We start from the raw sequence: 19,419 nt of genomic DNA on the forward strand, positions 1-19,419 counted from the left end.
AGTTTATGAAAACAAATATTGCAAAAATGGTTGCGACTGTAAACAGAATGAATATCATAACGAGAATTATTATCAATCATGGAATGAGGTACATCTATGCGTGCTCTGCCCCGCTCTGCCGGTACAGACGTTGCAGCCCAATGTTTTTTAAACGCCCTGTTGCGCGAAACGAAGGACTGGCGCTATCTCCCCGCTACCGCTGCGGATGCGTTACCGAACATTCATATCCCGCTGTCCCAAACCCAGGCGCTACGGGTTCCGGTACGCTATTTCTCTCCCACCCAGCATCATCAGTACCGTTTCCCGGCAACGCTTATTCAGAGCAACAGTGATGACGGTGACGCCGTCACATTTGACCAACTGGTTGATTTAATTCTTGAAAAACCATCAGTTCAAGGCTCGCTGGATGCCGATACGCTGGCGCGTTTTAAGCAGCGCGTTCTGGAAAGCCATGCGCACACCTGGCAGGCGATCGATCTGCGCCACAGCTGGGCAAACCTGCGCGATAAGCCGCTGACGTTTGCCGACGCGGAACAGGCGCTGCTGGTCGGCCACGCGTTTCACCCTGCACCGAAGTCGCACGAGCCGTTCAACGAAACCGAGGCGCGTCGCTATCTGCCCGATTTCGCCTCCCGCTTCCCGCTGCGCTGGTTTGCCGTTGAGAGTACGCTCGTTGCCGGCGACAGCCTGAACGTCTCCCTGCGCGAGCGTCTGCTGCGCTTCGCGGCCCAGAGCGCGCCTGAGCTGCTCGGCCACTTCACCGACACCCGCTGGCTGCTGCCGATGCATCCATGGCAGGCCGACTATCTGCTGGAGCAGGACTGGTGCCAGCGTCTGGCGGAAAACGGGTCATTGCAGGATCTGGGCGAAGCGGGCGCGCAGTGGCTGCCTACCAGCTCCTCCCGCTCGCTGTACAGCGAAACCAACAGCGACATGATTAAGTTCTCCCTCAGCGTGCGCCTGACCAACTCCGTGCGCACGCTGTCGGTCAAAGAGGTTAAGCGCGGAATGCGCCTGGCGCGCCTGGCGAAAACGGAACGCTGGCAAGATTTACAGGCTCGCTACCCAACCATGCGCGTGATGCAGGAGGACGGCTGGGCGGGGCTGCGTGACGAAAGCGGCGTTATTCAGGAAGAGAGCCTGATGGCCCTGCGCGTCAATCTGCTGTTCGATACGCCAGACACCCAGACCAACGTGCTGGTGAGCCTGACCCAGGCCGCGCCGGACGGCGGCGACAGCCTGCTGGCTTCCGCGGTGCGCCGTCTGAACCAGCGTCTGGATTTACCGCTCGCCCAGGCCGCCCGCTGCTGGCTGGACGCCTATTGCGACCGCGTGTTGCTCCCGCTGTTCAGCGCCGAGGCGGACTACGGTCTGGTCCTGCTTGCGCACCAGCAAAATATCCTCGTTGAGATGCAGCAGGATTTCCCCGTCGGGCTGATCTACCGCGACTGCCAGGGCAGCGCGTGGACCGAAGGGGCCGACGCGTGGCTGAAAGAGGCGGGCGAAACGGAGGTGGAAAACCGCTTCGGTGAGAGCCAGCTGCTGCGCTACTTCCCTTATTACCTGCTGCTGAACTCTACCCTTGCCGTCACCGCCGCCCTCGCCGCTGCCGGTTTTGACAGCGAGGAGAACCTGATGTCCCGCGTGCGCGACGCGCTGGCCGAACTGCGCCGCACGGCAAAGCAGACCCGCTGCCTCGACTACGTGCTCGACAGCCCGACCTGGAACTGCAAAGGCAACTTCTTCTGCTACCTGCACGATCGCAATGAAAACACCATCGCCGATCCGGCGGTGATCTATTTCGACTTTAGCAACCCGTTTTACAAGGAGAAGGCGTAATGGCAATCGCGAATATCGTCCATTCCGGCTACGGCTTTCGCTGCACCGCAACGGATCGCGCGCTGCCGCTGACGTTGGGTCTCGACGGCAGCGCGGTGCTGGAGCGTCTGAATGGGCTCCCGGACGGCTGGCTGGTCGAAGCCCTGGATCAGCTGTTTGTTGCCGCACCCGCGCTGACCGGCATTACCCTGCCCTGGGCGACCTGGCAGGATGACCCCCAGGCGCAGGCGCTGTTTAGCCTGGCCCACGGGGACTATCTGGCACGCGAAACCTTCTGGCAGCTGCCGCTGTGGCTGAAAGGCGAACGGCCGCAGGCCAGCGGCGGGATGCAGTTTGATGAGAGCCGTCAGCTGTACTTCCCGCTGCGTCCTCACCGCCCGCAGGGCGAAATATACCGTCGCTACGATCCGCAAATTAAGCGCACCCTCAGCTTCCGCGTGGTCGACGTGGCGCTGGACGGCGAGCGCTTTACCCAATGGATGAACAACCCGCGCGTGAACGCCTTCTGGGAGATGGCGGGCCCGCAGGCGGAGCAGGAAAGCTACCTGCGCCGTCAGCTTGACTCGACGTACTGCTACCCGGTTATCGGCTGCTTCGACGACCAGCCGTTCGGCTATTTTGAGCTCTACTGGGCGGCGGAAGACCGCATTGGCCGCCACTACCGCTGGCAGCCGTTTGACCGCGGCCTGCACATGCTGGTGGGCGAAGAGAACTGGCGCGGCGCGCAGTACATCCGCAGCTGGCTGCGCGGCCTGAGCCACTATCTGTATCTCGATGAACCGCGCACCGCGCGCATCGTGGCCGAGCCGCGCTTCGACAACCAGCGCCTGTTCCGCCATCTGGCCTCCGCCGGTTTCGAGACGGTGAAAGAGTTCGACTTCCCGCACAAGCGCTCGCGCCTGATCATGAGCCAGCGCCACCGCTTCTTCAGCGAGGTGGAACTGTGAACGCGCTCTGGCAGAAAGTGAACCGCGAGATGGTGGCGAAGATCCTCGCCGAGCTGGAGTACGAACGCACCCTGCGCGCTGAGCCGGTTTCGTCGGACGGCTGGCGCATCACTATGGGCACCGAGTCCTGGCAGTTTCGCGCCGCGCGCGGGATCTGGGGCTGGCTGCATATCGACCCGGACAGCCTGATCGCCGCCAGCGGCGAAGCCGTCGAAGCGGAACGCGCGCTGCTGCAGCTGGCGACGGTGCTGGAGATGAGCGACGCGCAAACGGCAGAGCATATGGAAGATCTCTACGCCACGCTGCGCGGCGACATGCAGCTGCTGCAGGCGCGTGAAGCGCTGGACGCGGACGCGCTGATCCACCTCGACCCGGACGAATTACAGTGTCTGATGAGCGGTCACCCGAAGTTTATTTTCAACAAAGGTCGCCGCGGCTGGGGCCTGGACGCGCTGCGTCAGTACGCGCCCGAGTATCGCGGACGTTTTCGCCTGCACTGGGTCGCCGTTCAGCGCGAGCATCTGGTCTGGAGCAGCGACGCCGATTGCGAGATCAACGCTCTGCTGGCGAGCGCCATGGACAACGCCGAGCGCGCCCGCTTTGACGCCCGCTGGCAGGCGCTGGGTCTCAACGACGGCTGGCTGCCACTGCCGCTGCACCCGTGGCAGTGGCAGCAGAAGATCGCCGTTCATTTCCTGGCCCAGCTGGCGCGAGGAGAGATGATTGAGCTGGGCGAATTTGGCGACGAGTATCTGGCGCAGCAGTCCCTGCGCACGCTCACCAACGCCAGCCGTCGCGCGCCGTATGACATCAAGCTTCCGTTGACCATCTACAACACCTCCTGCTATCGCGGCATCCCGGGCAAATACATTGCTGCCGGGCCGCTGGCCTCGCGCTGGCTTCAGCAGCAGTTTGCCACCGACGCCACGCTGATCCGCTCCGGTGCGCAGGTGCTTGGCGAACCCGCTGCCGGCTATCTTTCGCATCCGGGCTATGCCGCATTGCCGAAAGCGCCCTACCGCTATCAGGAGATGCTGGGGGTGATCTGGCGCGAGAATCCGTCCTGTTATTTAGAAGACGGTGAACAGGCGGTGCTGATGGCCGCGCTGATGGAAACCGACAATGCCGGGCGCCCGCTGATCGACGCGTGGATTAAACGCTCGGGGCTAAGCGCCGACGCATGGCTGGAAAAGCTGTTTGAGGCAACGGTGATCCCGTTCTATCACCTGCTCTGCCGCTACGGCGTGGCGCTGATCGCCCACGGCCAGAACGTGACTGTGGTGATGAAGGATTACGTCCCGCAGCGCATCCTGCTGAAGGATTTCCAGGGCGATATGCGCCTGGTGGATGAGGATTTCCCGCAGGCCCAGAGCCTGCCGGAGCAGGTGAAGGCCGTCACGGCGCGCCTGAGCGCGGATTACATCATTCACGACCTGCAAACCGGCAACTTTGTGACGGTGCTGCGCTTTATCTCGCGCCTCACCCTGCAATGCGGCGTGAGCGAAACGCGCTTCTACCAGATTCTGGCCGGAGTTTTACGGGAGTATATGGCGGCGCACCCGGATCTGGCAGAGCGCTTCGCCAAATTCGATCTCTTCAAGCCGCAGATTATTCGCGTGATCCTCAACCCGGTCAAACTGACCTTCTCCGAACACGACGGCGGCAGCCGCATGCTGCCGAACTATGTCACCGATCTTGATAACCCTCTTTTTCTCGCCTCCCGGGAGTCAGCGCAATGAAAACCTATGATTTCATCGGCATTGGTATTGGCCCGTTTAACCTCAGCATCGCCGCTCTGGCCGAAGGGCTGGACGGCTTTAGCTCGCTGTTCCTTGAGCGTAAACCGCACTTCTCCTGGCACCCGGGAATGATGGTGCCGGACTGCCACATGCAAACCAGCTTCCTGAAGGATCTAGTCAGCGCCGTGGAGCCGACCAACCGCCACAGCTTCCTGAACTACCTGGTGCAGCGCAAAAAGTTCTACCGCTTCCTGACCACCGAGCAGCGCACCGTCTCCCGCGAAGAGTTTGCGGACTACCTGTGCTGGGCGGCGGAAAACCTCACCAATCTGTCCTTCAGCCAGCAGGTCCAGCAGGTGAGCTTTGATGAGAAAAGCGGCCTCTTTGAGGTGGTGACCCAGCGCGACCGCTTCCTGGCGCGCCACGTCTGCGTGGGTATTGGCAAACAGATCAACCTGCCTGACTGCGTTACGACGCAGGACGATACCTGTTTCCACGCCAGCGAGATGATGCTGCGCACGCCGGATCTCACCGGCAAGCGCGTCACCGTCGTCGGCGGCGGCCAGAGCGGGGCCGACCTGTTCCTGAATATCTTCCGCGGCGAATGGGGCCAGCCGCTGAGCCTGAACTGGGTATCGCGCCGCAATAACTATAACGCGCTGGATGAAGCCGCCTTTGCCAACGAGTATTTCACGCCGGAGTACGTGGACAGCTTCTCCACGCTGGGCGAAGAGGCCCGACGTCAGATGCTGCACGAGCAGAAGATGACCTCCGACGGCATCACAACCGAGTCCCTGCTGGCGATTTACCGCGCCATGTACCACCGCTTCGAAGTGCTGCGTGAAAAACCCTGGGCGCACCTGATGCCGTCCCGCTCGGTGACGGCCCTGACGCGCCAGGAAAACGGACATCGCCTGAGCATTCAGCATCACCTCGACGGCGGCCGCGAGCAGCTGGAGAGCGACGTGGTGATTTTCGCCACCGGCTACCGCGCCGTGCAGCCCGCGTTCCTGGCGCCGCTGTCTCACCGCCTGCATCTGGACACGGACGAAGCCTTCTGCATTAACAACGATTTCACCCTCGAATGGGACGGCCCGCAGAGCAACCGCCTGTTCGCCGTGAACGCCGGGATGCACCGTCTCGGCATTGCCGAACCCCAGCTCAGCCTGATGGCCTGGCGCGCGGCGCGAATTCTTAATCGCGCGCATGCCGACGAGCCGTTTGAGCTGGCCACCACACCCGGCGTTATCCACTGGCGCACAACCACCAGCCCGGACAGCAGCCCGGTTTTTAAATCATTAGCAAAAACCACCGAGTACTGACACACACAATCAGGATCAACATAACAATGAAACGTTCTCATCTTTGGGTTTTAAATCCTTGCTTGCTTGCAATGCTTTCTACCTCTGCGTGGGCGGAAGAACAAAAGGAAGAAAATATCGTTGTCTCCGCCAGCCGCGCGCACCGCAGCGTGGCGGAGATGGCGCAGACCACCTGGGTCATTGAACGGGCTGAAATTGAACAGCAGGTTCAGGGCGGGAAAGAGATTAAAGAGGTGCTGGCGCAGCTGATCCCGGGCATGGACGTCAGCAGCCAGGGCCGTACCAACTACGGCATGAACCTGCGCGGCCGCTCCATGATGGTGATGGTGGACGGCGTTCGCCTGAACTCGTCCCGCAGCGACAGCCGCCAGCTGGACTCTATCGATCCGTTCAACATTGACCGTATCGAAGTGATCTCCGGCGCCACCTCGCTCTACGGCGGCGGCAGCACCGGCGGCCTGGTGAACATCGTCACCAAAAAGGGCCAGCCGGAGACCGAGGTTGAGTTCCAGACCGGGGCAAAAAGCGGGTTTAATAGCCACAACGATCACGATGAGAACGTGTCGGCAGCCGTAAGCGGCGGCAACGACAACGCCTCCGGTCGTCTGTCGGTGTCGTATCAGCGCTACGGCGGCTGGTATGACGGCAAAGGCAACGAGGTGATTATCGATAACACCCAGACCGGCCTCCAGTATTCCGACCGTATTGATGTGATGGGCACAGGCACCATCAACATTGACGATCGTCAGCAGCTGCAGCTGACGACGCAGTACTACAAGAGCGAGTCCGACGGCAAGCATGGGCTGTATCTCGGGAAGAACTTCTCGGCGGTAACGGGCGATGCGACCGCGTACAACAAAGATAATCTCGATTCTGACCGCGTACCGGGTACCGAGCGCCATCTGATTAACCTGCAGTATTCCAATACCGACTTCTGGGGCCAGGATCTGGTCGCGCAGATTTACTATCGCGACGAGAGCCTGACCTATTATCCGTTCCCGACCCTGACCAAAGGCGTGGTGAGCAGCATCGGCGCGTCCCAGCAGAAAACCGATTTTTACGGCGGCAAGCTGACGCTGAACAGCAAGCCGGTGGACGATTTGACGCTGACCTGGGGTGTGGATGCCGACCACGAAACCTTCGATGCCAACCAGCAGTTCTTTAACCTGAGCAAGGCTGCGGCGAGCGGCGGCATGGAGCTGGATAACGCCTACAACGTGGGCCGTTACCCGGGCTACAGCATCACCAACCTCGCCCCGTTCCTGCAGGCCAGCTACGACATTGACGCCATCACCCTGAGCGGCGGCGTGCGTTATCAGTACACCGAGAACAAGGTGGACGACTTTGTCGGTTATACCCAGCAGCAGGCCATCGCCACCGGGAAAGCCACCTCCGCCGATGCGGTGCCGGGTGGGAAAACCGATTACAATAACTTCCTGTTTAACGCCGGGATCCTCGGTCGCCTGACCGAACAGCAGCAGCTGTGGTTTAACTTCTCCCAGGGCTTCGAAATTCCGGACCTGGCGAAGTACTACGGCTCCGGCACCTATCAGCTCAGCAACGGTCACTATCGCCTGCTGAACAGCGTCAACGTGAACGACTCGACGCTGGACGGTATCAAGGTCAACGCTTATGAGCTGGGCTGGCGCTACACCGGCGATAACCTGCGCACGCAGGTCGCGGCGTATTACTCGCTCTCGGATAAAACCATCACCATCAACAAGACGGATATGACCATCAACCTGGAAGACGACAAGCGTCGTATCTACGGGGTGGAAGGTCAGGTGGACTATTTCTTCACCGACAGCGACTGGAGCACCGGTGCTAACTTTAACGCCATCAAGTCTGAAACGCGCGAAAACGGGAAATGGGAGAAGCTGACGGTTGACAGCGCAAGCCCGTCGAAAGCCAGCGCATGGGTCAACTGGGCGCCGGGCGACTGGACCCTGCGCGTGCAGAGCACGCAGACCTTTGACGTGTCAGACTCCGACGGCAAGAAGATCGATGGCTATAACACGGTCGACTTCCTGGGCAGCTACGCCCTGCCGGTGGGTAAGGTCAGCTTCAGCGTGGAAAACCTGCTGGACAAAGACTACACCACCGCCTGGGGCCAGCGCGCGCCGGGGCTGTATAGCCCAACCTACGGTGCGCCGGGGCTGTATACCTATAAAGGCCGCGGACGTACCTTTGGTCTGAACTACTCCGTACTGTTCTGATCCTGAGCGCCGCCTGCGGGCGGCGCATTTTGCTGTGTAATTTCAACGCGAATTTGCTATAAAATCAGCGATTTGCTGAAATTGTCGGCAAACGAAAGAAAAGTGCGTTTTCACCCTTTGACAAGGCGTACCGAGGCCGCTACTATGCGCCTCGTTCACACGATTCCTCTGTAGTTCAGTCGGTAGAACGGCGGACTGTTAATCCGTATGTCACTGGTTCGAGTCCAGTCAGAGGAGCCAAATTTGAAAAGCCTGCTTTTAAAGCAGGCTTTTTGCTTTTCTGCGTTCGGATAATTTGCCGTATGGCAAAAAGCTCCTGTCGCTTAGGGCAGCCTGGCAATCACCTTAATCTCAAACTGGAATCCGTACAGCCACGTCACGCCGATCCCAGTCAACGTAGGGTAAGGCGCTTCCCCCCAATATTCTGGCAGGATACTCCAGATTGCGTCGAGGTTTGACTCGGGATCGACGACAAAGAGGGTAACGTCAACCACGTCATCGAACGTGCAGCCCGCAGCTGCGAGAACAGCATTAAGGTTATCGAATGCCAGCCGGATCTGCGCGTTGAGATCCTCTTCAGGCGAACCATCCTCCCGGCTACCTACCTGTCCCGAAACAAACAGGAAGCCGTTAGATTTGATGGCGGGTGAATAGCGATTACGCTCGTAGAGCGCCTGTCGTCCTAATGGAAAAACGGCTTCGCGTGTTGTCATGTTTGTGCCTCTGTAATGGGGCGAAATCTGCCCGGTGAACATAAAGACACTTTACAGGTGCCAGATCGGGCGGATAAACAAGCGACTTTGTTCATCATTGTTTGTAATATCCAAACAATCTGCGAAAAGAGAGGACCTGGGATGGATCGTTTCGATGCGATGCGCGCCTTTGCTCGCGTGGTGGAGGCTGGCAGTTTCACCAGGGCTGCCCAAACGCTTCATATGAGCAAAACCACGGTGACGCAGCTTATTCAGCAGCTCGAAGCTCGCCTGCGCGTAAAGCTGCTCCATCGCACCACCCGCAGGCTCGGTGTGACTCCTGATGGCGCGGTCTACTACGAGCGCGTCATCCGCCTGCTGGCGGACATGGAAGATGCTGAAAACAGCCTGTCCAGTGCGGCAATTACGCCCAGAGGACGGCTACGGGTAGATGTGCCCACTCCTCTCGCCCGCCTGGTGCTGGTGCCCGCGCTACCGGCTTTTCACGTGCGCTACCCTGATATCCAGTTCGACATGGGCGTGAGTGACCGGGTGGTGGATCTGATCGGCGACAACGTGGATTGCGTCGTGCGCGGCGGGGGAATCAATGACCAGTCCCTGATCGCACGCCATGTTGGCGATTTGCAAATCGGTGTTTACGTCGCACCGAGCTACGTGGAACGCCTCGGCGCCCCTGCGCACCCGCGAGAGCTGGAAAACACGGACCATCGCATAGTGGGATTCTTGTCCTCACGCACCGGTAAGATTGATCCTCTGGTACTGAACGGTGAGAGTGTACGTATTGAAATCACGGGAAGCTATGTGCTTGCAGTGGATGATGGCAACGCCTACCTCGAAGCCGGGCTCGCGGGATTAGGCGTGATTGCGCTACCCGTCTATATGGCGGCAGCGCATCAGGCATGTGGTTCCTTGATTCCGCTATTTGAAGACTGGCGTATTGATCCAATGCCCCTGTATCTGGCATTTCCGCCGAACCGCCACGTTAACGCCAAACTGCGCGTTTTTATTGATTGGATCGTTGAATTGATGCAGCAGCATGTCCCCACTTCTACCCATAAGTAATTGCATCTATTCGTTCATCACCGCGAGTGACGGTCATGCTGGCGGTTTTGAAGCAGGTTTTTTTGCTTTTCTGCCCTACAGCACGAACTCATAGTGCGAGCCATCCGGCAGCTCCACATCAAGCCGCAGCTTTCCGCCCGCCGCCTCAACGTAGCGCTTGAGAGAAGAGAGTTTCAAATCGCGCCCGGGCTTTTCCATTACCGCAACGGTAGGTTGCCTGATACCCAACGCCTGCGCCATTTCTACCTGCGTTTTTTGTACTTTCTCGCGTAACTCAGCAAGATGAATGTTGAGCAAAATATCCGTTGCTATCGCCTGAGCGCTGGCGACAACCTCCGGCTTTTCATCCGCTATAAGCTGCTCAAGGGTTCTTCCCATCGCGCTATTCCCTCTCTTTTAATGTATTCAGCCAGTGAGTGAATTCCCGGTCAGCAACGAGAAGCATCTCATCGTAGAATCGCCTTTCATTGCCGACCTTATTGCCCGCACAAAGCACGATACCCGTGCGGTTTGGATCAAAGGCGAAAAACGCCCGCAAGGGATCGCCCTTACTCTGAATACGTAGCTCTTTCATGTTGCTGTGACGAGAGCCTTTAAGCGTATCGGCGTAGGGTCTCGATAAACCCGGCCCCTTCTCTCGCAAAACAAGCAGGGCTGCAAGTACGCTGGCGCGTTCGGTATCTTCAAGCGAAGTAAACCAGCGATCAAACCTGTCCGTCGTGTTAATTGCCGACACAAGGCCTCCCATCCAATATAGATCAAAAACTATATACATGCAAAGCTATAGCGATGATTATGCAGAGATGGAAAAGCAGAATCTTGTGGGGTTACGGAAAGACTGAACGCGTGCCGGAGTAATTCTGTGTATCCCTTGTTGGATATTCATTTTGTTACGAGCAGCATCGAAAAAAGTTCAGCAGCCCGTCAACTGCCGCCAGACCGCCACCTCCTCATCCAGCCATGCGACAAAAAGAGCCACCTCCGGCTTCGTCTCCGTTGACCGCGCTGTCACCAGCCAGTAAGGCCAGGGATACGGCGCGGTAATGGAGGTTAGCTGGACCAGTTCACCCCGGGTGATGGCATCCTGAACCAGAGAGCGGCGCTCCAGCGCGATCCCTTTCCCGAGCCGAACAGCTTCGATAATGATATTGGAGTCGTTAATGCATAAACCGCCAGGCACGATCTCTTTCTCCAGCCCCGCATTCACGCACCACGTTTTCCACGACTCCATGGAAAAAATAATATGACTTTTTGCAATCTCAGCCGGCGTAGCGGGCAACACACCGTCGTTATAGCCAGGCGCGGCCACCACAATAAGCTCATCGGAAAAAAGGTACTGGCTTTCACTCCCTTCCCAGTTTCCTTTCCCCATCCGTATCGAGATGTCTATCCCCTCCTGCTGCAGGCTGGTGACCGTCAGGCTGGCCTGGATCCGAAGGGTGATAAGCGGATATTTCGCCCGAAAGCGTTCCAGACGCGGCAACAGCCAGTGGCATCCAAAAGACGGCACCATCGCCAGCGTCAGCTCCTGCTTTCTCGGTTTCACCTGTACAAGCCGGGTGGCATCCGCAATATGGTTCAACGCCTCGCGTACCTGTAAGGCATATAGCCGCCCTTCTTCGTTGATCTGCACCCCGCGTCCCTGACGGATAAAGAGCTTTACGCCCACCATCTCCTCCAGCAGTTTGATCTGCTGGCTGATTGCGGAATGGGTAACATGGAGTTCTTTCGCCGCCAGCGTCACGCTGCCAAGACGGGCGACGGCTTCAAAGCTTCGCAAACTGGCAATGGGTGGAAAATCCGACATGAAAGCTCTCCCTTATCCGCGCTGGATGTATAACGGCAACTTGCCAACATGTCAGTAATACTAACCTTTACGGTAAGATACGGAAGATATTCGCCAGGAAGTTTATATTGTACTGTCTGTTCATCCTCTTCAATGACGCGTTATTTCACAGAGACAGGAAAACGGGAACGATGATTAAGCTTGTTGGCATGATGGATTCACCTTATGTACGGCGCGTGGCGATCTCCCTTGAGCTTTATGGCGTTGAGTTTGAAAGCCAACCGCTGTCGGTCTTTAGCACTTTCGAAGCGTTCTCCCGAATCAACCCCGCGGTAAAAGCGCCCACGCTGATTCTGGATAACGGAGTACGTTTGATGGATTCGTCGCTGATACTGAATTATTTCGAGGCTCAGGCCGCACCCGAGCGGAGGCTCCTGCCCGTCGCGCCGGATGCGCTGGCAAACGATCTTCAGACGCTGGGCTTTATCCTCGCCGCCGCGGAGAAAGCAGTGCAAAATGTGTATGAACACCACCAGCGCCCGTTGGAAAAGCAGCACGCTTTATGGGTCGAACGCATTACAACCCAGCTGCTGGCGGCCTGCAGGGAATGGAATGCCTTGCTGAAGACGCGTCCGGCCTCCGCCGATCCCGATCAGGTTGCCGTCACGAGCACGGTTGTCTGGACGTTTATTCAGTCGATGATTCCGCACGTCGTTAACGCAGCGGATTTTAGAGAGATTCAGGCGGCTGCCGAATCATTTGAATCACAGGCGGTCTTTAAAAAATATCCGTTCAACTAAGCGATGAGCCCGGTCAGCGCAGCGCTACCGGGCAAACCAGCGCCTAAATCTGATAATCAATCGCCACTTCTTCCGGTTCCATCACCTGGCGTTTAATCTCATCCACCGACAGCCCGGCGTTGCAGAGCTCGATAAAGCGCCACACGTAGTTGCGCTGCAGCTGCCCGCGCTTCAGGCCAAGCCATACGGTGTTAGCGTCAAACAGGTGACGCGTATCAAGACGCACCAGGTTCCCGTCCTCGCGTTCTCCGCTGGACTGTTCCGCCACCAGACCAATGCCCAGACCCAGCTCGACGTAGGTTTTGATCACGTCAGAATCCTGCGCGCTCAGCACCACGTCCGGCGTTAACCCTTTGCGGTTGAAGGCTTCATCAATACGCGAGCGTCCGGTGATCCCCTGGCGGTAGGTAATGAGCGGCCATTTCGCAATGTCTTCCAGCGTCAGGGGAGAGACCTGATTGAGCGGATGATCGACCGGGAGTAATAAGCTGTGGTACCAGCGGAACCAGGGGAACGCCACCAGCAGCGGGTCGTTGCTCAGGCGTTCGCTGGCTATGCCGATATCCGCCCCACCGTTTTGCAGCAGCACTTCAATTTCCTGCGGCGTGCCCTGGATAAGCTCCAGACGGACGTCGGGGAAAAGTTCGCGGAACGCTTTAATCACCGGCGGCAGGCTGTAGCGCGCCTGGGTGTGGGTGGTGGCGATGGTGAGTACGCCCGAAGCGTCATTGGTAAAGAGATCCGCCAGACGACGCACGTTGCTGGCCTCGTTGAGGATCCGCTCAGCGATGGTGAGCAGAGCCTTACCCGGCTCCGTCATGCCGAGCAGCCGCTTGCCGCGACGGATAAAGATCTCGATGCCCAGCTCCTCTTCCAGCTCGCGGATATGGCGGCTGACGCCGGACTGAGAGGTATAAAGCATATTGGCGACCTCGGTCAGGTTGTAGTCCCGCCTGGCCGCCTCACGGATAATTTTAAGTTGCTGGAAATTCACGATTCACTCCGGCGCATCTGACATAGCTCTATTGTTAGAGTCAGCCGCGCTGCAGAACAAATAATAAAAACCAGCATCTTATGCTTTTATGGAATATCAGCTCACGAGCAGGAGTTCACGGTTCTCAAGCGACGGCTTGCTGACCAGCGACATCAAAATTTCTTTTACCGCCTGCGCCTGCGGCGACAGCGAACCGCGAGCAGACATGTTCAGCGACAGCGGCAGGCTCATGGAAGGCGTGGTGATCCGCGCCATCCAGCCGTTTGCCGCGCTGCACAGCGAGCGGGCTGCGGATTCCGGCAGCACGGTCACCCCCATCCCGCTGGCAATGGCCGCTGTGAGCGTGGAAATTGAGTCAATTTCGCCGATGATTTTGGCCGTCAGGCGGCGCAGGGAGAACGCTTCGTCCACGCGCACGCGCACGGCGCTGTAGTCGCGCGGCAGATAAAGGTTCATCTCTGCCACGGCGGTAAGGTCTACGCTCTGGCCCGGACAGTCGCGGGTGCCCACGAGGTAGAGATCTTCTTTCAGCAGCGGCTGGCTGGTGATGCCGGCGACCGGGGAGCGATCGTAAAGGACCGCCATATCCAGCTGGCCGTTGAGCAGTTTGTCATTCAGCACGGAGCCGCTGTTTTCGTGCAGGTAGACCAGCACCTCAGGCAGCTCGGCGCGAACGGCCTGCAGCAGCGGCATGGTAATAGAGGACGCGGCAGTTCCCGGCGCCAGGCCGATAGAAACGTGTCCGCTCAGGGTCTGGCCCACGTTATTCACCGCCAGCTGCGCCTGTTCACACTGGCGAAGGATGGTGCGCGCATGGGTATACAGGATCTTGCCTGCTTCCGTTGGCGTGACGCCGCGTTTGGTGCGGATCAACAGCTGCTGATCCATCTCGCCTTCCAGAGTAGCCACCTGCTGGCTCAGCGCAGGCTGCGCGATATGCAGCACTTCTGCCGCTTGAGTCAGGCTGCCGATATCGACGATTTTTACGAAGTATTTCAGTCGTCTTAAGTTCATTTTGCCCCCTGTTCGAAATGCTGTGCCGGAACCGGCTGTCGTTGTTGAACAGGTTTTGCAATATGAATGCCACTTTTACCAGGCGGTCTAAATTGTTCGCTAAGCGCCTGAAAATAAGGAAACCTAATTACAGAGGGGGGTTTTATTACCGAAACAGCAGTTTATGATCTGCCCCATTAGGGGTATACCCGCACCATGACGGTGCATTCCGCTGTCAAAAACATCACTTTGCCGATTTTGTCAGCAAACGATCAAAAGGCGTTGATCCACCCTTTGACAAGGCGAACGCAGGTCGATAATATGCGCCCCGTTCACACGATTCCTCTGTAGTTCAGTCGGTAGAACGGCGGACTGTTAATCCGTATGTCACTGGTTCGAGTCCAGTCAGAGGAGCCAAATCTGAAAAGCCTGCTTTTAAAGCAGGCTTTTTGCTTTTCTGCATCTCGAAAATTGTCGGGTGGCGGCTTCGCCTTACCCGACCTCCGGGGCTCGTGTGTGCCCCCTCTCCCGTGGGAGAGGGTTGGGGTGAGGGAACCAGCCCGCACTATGCCTCTACATGTCAAGCTTCACCGGCATCCCCGACCGCCGTTCCAGCTCAGCGCCCGCGCCCTCGTTTATCAGCTGCGTTCGCTGCGCGTCTGAAATAGGCAGCGGCACTTTCCGGGTTGACTCAAACTCCGCGCGGTTGCGTGATAATGGCTCGTGAACTTCCACCCATTGGCTGCCGTCCGGCTCCGTGGTCATCTTTACAGGCCGATCGATAAGCTGCACGCGGGTACCTACGGGAACGTTATCGAAAAGATACTTGATGTCGTTATTGCGCAGACGGATACAGCCCTGGCTCACCCGCAGCCCGATGCCGAAATTCGAGTTTGTGCCGTGAATGGCATACAGCCTGCCGATATAAATGGCATACAGCCCCATCGGGTTATCCGGCCCGGCGGGCACGAATGCCGGAAGCGTTTTCCCTTCCGCCGCATAGGCACGGCGCGTGTTCGGCGTCGGAGACCAGGTTGGCCCCTCCTGCTTACGCTCAACGGCCGTCACCCAGTTACGCGGGGTTTCGCGTCCGGCCTGACCTATGCCGATGGGCAGAACTTCAACGGTATTACCGCCAGGCGGATAATAGTAGAGACGCATTTCCGCAGCATTCACGATAATGCCCTCGCGGACGGTGTCGGGCAAAATCAGCTGCTGAGGGATCACCAGCCGGGTGCCGGATTTAGGCAAAAAAGGATCTACGCCCGGGTTCGCTTCCAGCAGATTGCTCAGCCCCTGCCCGTGCTGCGCGGCAAAGGCTTCCAGAGGCAGCGTGTTACCTTCAGGAACGGTGATGATAATCGGGGTTCCCACCAGACGACTGCCTTCCGGCGGAAGCGTATAGGTTACGGCAAACGCACCGGGTACAGCGGCACACAGCGTAAGGACGAACCAGGTAAGTCGAATCATAGTTTTCTGCGCTCAAAAAAGAGAAAGCCCGGACTCAGGCAGGCTTTCTCAGTTTACGCTATTACGCTTCGGTTTTGCGCCACCTGCGCGTCAGCACTTTCTCCGCCTCGACAATAAGGAACATCACAAAACCAATCAGGAAGGTGATGACCCAGTAGCGGAACGGCAGCGCTTCGGTGCCAAACAGCATCTGCATGAACGGTGCGTAAATGATAAGAAGCTGTAGCGCCAGCAGTACGCCGCTCACGATCCAAATCCCTTTATTCGCCAGCAGGCCTTTGCTCAGCGAGAAGCCGTCATTCACGCGGCAGTTAAGCATGTAGAACCACTGCGCGGTCACCAGGGTTTGCAGCAGCACGGTGCGGATAAATTCCGCCGAATAGCCGCGCGGCTGTAGCCAGGCTTCCAGCACGAAGGCGCTAATGGCAATCATCAGACCGACAAACACCACGCGCCAGATGGCATAGCCGTCCATCACATGGAGATTAGCCTTGCGCGGTGGCCGGTTCATGATGTCCTTCTCACCCGCTTCAAACGCCAGGCCAAACGACAGCGTTGCTGACGTGGCCATGTTCATCCACAGGATCAGGACCGGCGTCAGCGGGATCAGGTTCCCCGCCAGCAGCGCGATGATGATCAGCAGAGCCTGCGCGATGTTGCTGGGGATAACGAACAGAATGGTCTTTTTCAGGTTGTCGTAAACCCGGCGTCCCTCGTGCACCGCGCTGGCAATGGTGGCAAAGTTGTCATCCGTTAACACCATGTCGGCGGCCTCCTTGGTCACTTCCGTCCCCTTAATCCCCATGGCGATACCCACATCCGCCCGCTTGAGCGCCGGGGCATCATTTACGCCATCCCCGGTCATGCCCACGACTTCCTGCTTACTTTGCAGGGCCTGCACAAGGCGGAATTTATCCTCCGGGCTGGTTCGGGCGAAAATATCGTACTGCTGCGCGGCGTCGCTCAGCTGACGATCGTCCATCGCTTCCAGCTCACGTCCGGTAACAGCGCTTGCGGCGTTACCAATCCCCAACATTTGCCCAATGCTCATGGCCGTTTGCGGGTGGTCGCCGGTGATCATTTTCACGCGGATCCCGGCCTGCAGACAGTCGGCAATGGCGGTAATGGCCTCCGGACGCGGCGGATCCATCATTCCGGCAATGCCCAGCAGGATCACGCCGTCATGCAGGTCCGGGTGATCCAGCTCGCGTTGCCCCTCGCGGGCAGGTTTCCAGGCCGCGGCCACCATGCGCAGACCTTCCCGGGCATACTCTTCAATCTTCCCTTCCCAGTAAGGCTGATCGAACGGCTGCAGCCCGTCATTCGTCTGCTGGTACTGGCAGAGGCGGAACAGGACGTCCGGCGCGCCGGTGATTAAAATCACCTCTTCATCACCCAGCCGGTACAGGGTGGACATGTATTTATACTGTGAATCAAACGGGATTTTGCTGCGCATTTCGGTATCGACCGGAGGGAGCGGGATTTTCGCCGCCAGCACCTTCAGCGCGCCCTCGGTTGGGCCCCCGGTGATTTTCCACAGCCCCTGCTCGTCTTTGATCAGCTGGCTGTCATTACAAAGGTCAATGGTGCGCAGGTAGCGTTCCAGCAGGGAACCCTGCGTCACGCTGACGGGCGTTGGGTCATCTACGGGGTGAATATTCCCCACCGGTTCGTAGCTGTCGCCCTCCACGCGATAGGTCGTGTCAGCGGTTATCACCGCTTTGACCGTCATTTCATTCATCGTCAGGGTGCCGGTTTTATCCGAACAGATGACCGTCATCGCCCCCAGCGTTTCAACCGTAGGCAGCTTGCGAATGATGGCCTTGCGGCGCGCCATGGCCTGTACGCCAAGCGAAAGGATGATGGAGATGATGGCCGGCAGGCCTTCCGGCACGGCGGCAACGGCGAGGCTGATAAGCGACAGCACCAGTTCAGAAACCGGCATATCCCGGAACAGGAGGCTAAAGACAAACAGCGCCACCATCATCACCAGGATAGTGATGAAGATGGTCTTACCGAGCTTGTCCATCTGCACCATCAGCGGCGTGCGGTGCTTTTCAATGTCGGACATCATCTGATTGATGTGGCCCAGCTCGGTCTCCCCCCCGGTCGCTACCACAACGCCTTTACCGCCGCCGGAGCTGACGGTGGTGCCCGAGTAGAGCAGATTATACCGGTCACCTAAGGGCAGTTCCCCGCTTAACGCATCGCTGTTTTTCTCAACAACGGTGGATTCGCCGGTCAGGATGGCCTCCTCCACGCGAAGGTTATGCGCTTCAATCACGCGCAGGTCCGCAGGGATACGATCCCCGGCGCGGATCACCACGATATCTCCCGGGACCAGCGCCGTAGTGGGGATCGTTTCATGATTCCCCTGTCGTACCACCACGGCTTCGCTGGAGAGCATATTGCGAATGCTCTGCAACGATTTTTCAGCATTGCTCTCCTGGATATGGCCAATCAGCGCGTTAATGATGGCAACCCCAAGGATCACAAACATGTCTACCCAGTGGCCCATAAAGAGCTTAAGCAACGCGGCCACCAGCAGCACGTAAATCAATACGTCGTTAAAATGCGCCAGGAAGCGCAGCCAGGCGGGTTTGCCCTTTTTTTGCGGTAACGCATTCTCACCGTGCTGCTGAAGTCGGGCTGATGCCTCTGTGCCGCTGAGGCCTTCCAGGGTGGAGTGGATATTCGACAGGGTTTCGTCAACGGTTTGTTGATAATACGGACGTTCAGGTTTTCCTGTTTTCATCGTTCCTTCCTCAGGTTCTATTCAGAAATCACCTTGCTTCTCTGTAATTAACGAATAACGAAAACAGGAACATGAGCGTAACGAACAATACTTGCCGCCTCAGATCCTAACAAATGGGTTTGAATATTTGGATTTCGCGAGCCGACAATAATCGCGCCGACGGCAAGTTCATCCGCCAGCTTAATAACCTCATCACGAACATTCCCGCTACGGACGTGGAGATGAACACGCTCTTCTGGCAGATTTACTTTTTTGACCAGGTCAGACAGCTTTTCTTTCGAATTATTAATCATATATTCATCCATTTTGCGCGCATCTGAAATAAAACCACGCGTCAGTTCGGCTGAAAACTTGGGCATGACGTGCAGCAAATGAATGTCACCCGATGCGCTTTGCGCCAGAAACTGTGCATGCTGCAACGCCTTATCCGCCAGGCTTGTCTCGTAGACATCCACCGGAACGAGAATGTTTTTATACATATCGAGCATCCTTTTTATAACCAACACGAGAGTGAATGAAGCAAAAAAACGCATTAAATGCAGGGGGTTGCCCTTAATGCCAGCTACGGTAAAAAAGATGGATAATATTAAACGTAGCACAGGAATATCAGGTTTAGCGCTTCCCCACTGATAATGGTTATTTAACATTTATCTTTTCGCCGACTATGCTCATAGTCAGCCACCGCTCCCGGCTCATGGAGGAATGTATGTATGGTTTAAGCCTGATCCGCCTGGGTATGTTTATTGCACTTGCCATTATCGCCAGCACGGCGATTGGTTTATT

At 57.6% G+C, this 19,419-nt stretch carries 16 protein-coding genes and 2 tRNA genes; 9 read left to right on the plus strand and 9 right to left on the minus strand.

Going from position 1 to position 19,419, the window contains the following annotated elements; translation table 11 throughout:
• The first annotated feature begins 96 nt into the window (after nucleotides 1-96).
• The 6 genes from ACOTZC_RS14225 to ACOTZC_RS14250 all read left to right on the plus strand — a co-directional run bounded on the left by ACOTZC_RS14225 (nucleotide 97) and on the right by ACOTZC_RS14250 (nucleotide 8,303).
• Entirely contained in the window at nucleotides 97-1,839 is a 1,743-nt protein-coding gene (locus ACOTZC_RS14225; protein ID WP_421635830.1) for an IucA/IucC family protein, read from the plus strand.
• Nucleotides 1,839-2,786, plus strand: a complete 948-nt coding sequence (locus tag ACOTZC_RS14230; RefSeq protein ID WP_047173644.1) for a GNAT family N-acetyltransferase — start codon at nucleotides 1,839-1,841, stop codon at nucleotides 2,784-2,786. Before ACOTZC_RS14225 ends, ACOTZC_RS14230 begins: the two co-directional genes overlap by 1 nt.
• Nucleotides 2,783-4,525: an aerobactin synthase IucC gene (gene iucC, locus ACOTZC_RS14235; protein WP_421635831.1), complete on the plus strand. Its 1,743-nt coding sequence runs from the start codon at nucleotides 2,783-2,785 to the stop codon at nucleotides 4,523-4,525. Before ACOTZC_RS14230 ends, iucC begins: the two co-directional genes overlap by 4 nt.
• On the plus strand, nucleotides 4,522-5,847 hold the full coding sequence (locus ACOTZC_RS14240) for a lysine N(6)-hydroxylase/L-ornithine N(5)-oxygenase family protein (RefSeq protein ID WP_421635832.1): 1,326 nt from the start codon (nucleotides 4,522-4,524) through the stop codon (nucleotides 5,845-5,847). Before iucC ends, ACOTZC_RS14240 begins: the two co-directional genes overlap by 4 nt.
• Nucleotides 5,848-5,873: 26 nt before the next feature.
• Nucleotides 5,874-8,063, plus strand: a complete 2,190-nt coding sequence (locus tag ACOTZC_RS14245) for a TonB-dependent siderophore receptor (RefSeq protein WP_048977175.1) — start codon at nucleotides 5,874-5,876, stop codon at nucleotides 8,061-8,063.
• Nucleotides 8,064-8,227: 164 nt separating this feature from the next.
• A tRNA-Asn gene (locus ACOTZC_RS14250) sits at nucleotides 8,228-8,303 on the plus strand.
• A gap of 83 nt (nucleotides 8,304-8,386) precedes the next feature.
• Here the strand turns inward: ACOTZC_RS14250 and ACOTZC_RS14255 are convergent.
• Nucleotides 8,387-8,776 (minus strand): RidA family protein, encoded by a 390-nt coding sequence (locus ACOTZC_RS14255; RefSeq protein WP_023312340.1) that lies wholly within the window; start codon nucleotides 8,774-8,776, stop codon nucleotides 8,387-8,389.
• A gap of 141 nt (nucleotides 8,777-8,917) precedes the next feature.
• Here ACOTZC_RS14255 and ACOTZC_RS14260 point away from each other — a divergent pair, with 141 nt between their 5' ends.
• Nucleotides 8,918-9,838: a LysR family transcriptional regulator gene (locus ACOTZC_RS14260; RefSeq protein WP_348564171.1), complete on the plus strand. Its 921-nt coding sequence runs from the start codon at nucleotides 8,918-8,920 to the stop codon at nucleotides 9,836-9,838.
• A gap of 75 nt (nucleotides 9,839-9,913) precedes the next feature.
• Here the strand turns inward: ACOTZC_RS14260 and ACOTZC_RS14265 are convergent, their stop codons facing one another.
• The 3 genes from ACOTZC_RS14265 to ACOTZC_RS14275 all read right to left on the minus strand — a co-directional run bounded on the left by ACOTZC_RS14265 (nucleotide 9,914) and on the right by ACOTZC_RS14275 (nucleotide 11,645).
• Nucleotides 9,914-10,216 (minus strand): XRE family transcriptional regulator, encoded by a 303-nt coding sequence (locus tag ACOTZC_RS14265; protein WP_029741460.1) that lies wholly within the window; start codon nucleotides 10,214-10,216, stop codon nucleotides 9,914-9,916.
• Between the two features lie 4 nt (nucleotides 10,217-10,220).
• Nucleotides 10,221-10,574, minus strand: coding sequence for a type II toxin-antitoxin system RelE/ParE family toxin (locus tag ACOTZC_RS14270; protein ID WP_139061122.1), 354 nt, complete (start codon nucleotides 10,572-10,574; stop codon nucleotides 10,221-10,223).
• Nucleotides 10,575-10,751: 177 nt separating this feature from the next.
• Nucleotides 10,752-11,645 carry a LysR substrate-binding domain-containing protein gene (locus ACOTZC_RS14275; protein WP_045356719.1) on the minus strand — a complete coding sequence of 298 codons (894 nt, stop codon included), beginning with the start codon at nucleotides 11,643-11,645 and terminating at the stop codon, nucleotides 10,752-10,754.
• 170 nt (nucleotides 11,646-11,815) lie between these two features.
• On the opposite strand from ACOTZC_RS14275, the gene ACOTZC_RS14280 reads away from it, so the two are divergent.
• Nucleotides 11,816-12,424 (plus strand): glutathione S-transferase family protein, encoded by a 609-nt coding sequence (locus ACOTZC_RS14280; RefSeq protein WP_057060296.1) that lies wholly within the window; start codon nucleotides 11,816-11,818, stop codon nucleotides 12,422-12,424.
• A 43-nt stretch (nucleotides 12,425-12,467) separates the two neighbouring features.
• On the opposite strand, the gene cbl is transcribed toward ACOTZC_RS14280, so the two are convergent.
• Complete coding sequence (gene cbl, locus ACOTZC_RS14285; RefSeq protein ID WP_010432106.1) at nucleotides 12,468-13,418, minus strand: HTH-type transcriptional regulator Cbl; 951 nt, start codon at nucleotides 13,416-13,418, stop codon at nucleotides 12,468-12,470.
• A 96-nt stretch (nucleotides 13,419-13,514) separates the two neighbouring features.
• Nucleotides 13,515-14,432: a nitrogen assimilation transcriptional regulator NAC gene (gene nac / locus ACOTZC_RS14290; protein ID WP_064790942.1), complete on the minus strand. Its 918-nt coding sequence runs from the start codon at nucleotides 14,430-14,432 to the stop codon at nucleotides 13,515-13,517.
• Nucleotides 14,433-14,752: 320 nt separating this feature from the next.
• Between nac and ACOTZC_RS14295 the strand changes: the two genes are divergently transcribed.
• A tRNA-Asn gene (locus tag ACOTZC_RS14295) sits at nucleotides 14,753-14,828 on the plus strand.
• A gap of 156 nt (nucleotides 14,829-14,984) precedes the next feature.
• Here the strand turns inward: ACOTZC_RS14295 and ldtA are convergent.
• The 3 genes from ldtA to ACOTZC_RS14310 all read right to left on the minus strand — a co-directional run bounded on the left by ldtA (nucleotide 14,985) and on the right by ACOTZC_RS14310 (nucleotide 19,115).
• The gene (gene ldtA, locus ACOTZC_RS14300; protein ID WP_248161978.1) at nucleotides 14,985-15,881 is read right to left on the minus strand and encodes a L,D-transpeptidase; all 897 of its coding nucleotides are present in this window, start codon (nucleotides 15,879-15,881) and stop codon (nucleotides 14,985-14,987) included.
• A 61-nt stretch (nucleotides 15,882-15,942) separates the two neighbouring features.
• Nucleotides 15,943-18,636 (minus strand): cation-transporting P-type ATPase, encoded by a 2,694-nt coding sequence (locus tag ACOTZC_RS14305; RefSeq protein ID WP_045620731.1) that lies wholly within the window; start codon nucleotides 18,634-18,636, stop codon nucleotides 15,943-15,945.
• Between the two features lie 47 nt (nucleotides 18,637-18,683).
• The gene (locus ACOTZC_RS14310; protein WP_029741859.1) at nucleotides 18,684-19,115 is read right to left on the minus strand and encodes a universal stress protein; all 432 of its coding nucleotides are present in this window, start codon (nucleotides 19,113-19,115) and stop codon (nucleotides 18,684-18,686) included.
• Between the last annotated feature and the right edge of the window lie 304 nt (nucleotides 19,116-19,419).

The sequence above is a fragment of the Enterobacter cloacae complex sp. SHL009 genome, assembly GCF_049237205.1.
GTDB classification, from domain to species: domain Bacteria; phylum Pseudomonadota; class Gammaproteobacteria; order Enterobacterales; family Enterobacteriaceae; genus Enterobacter; species Enterobacter cloacae_M.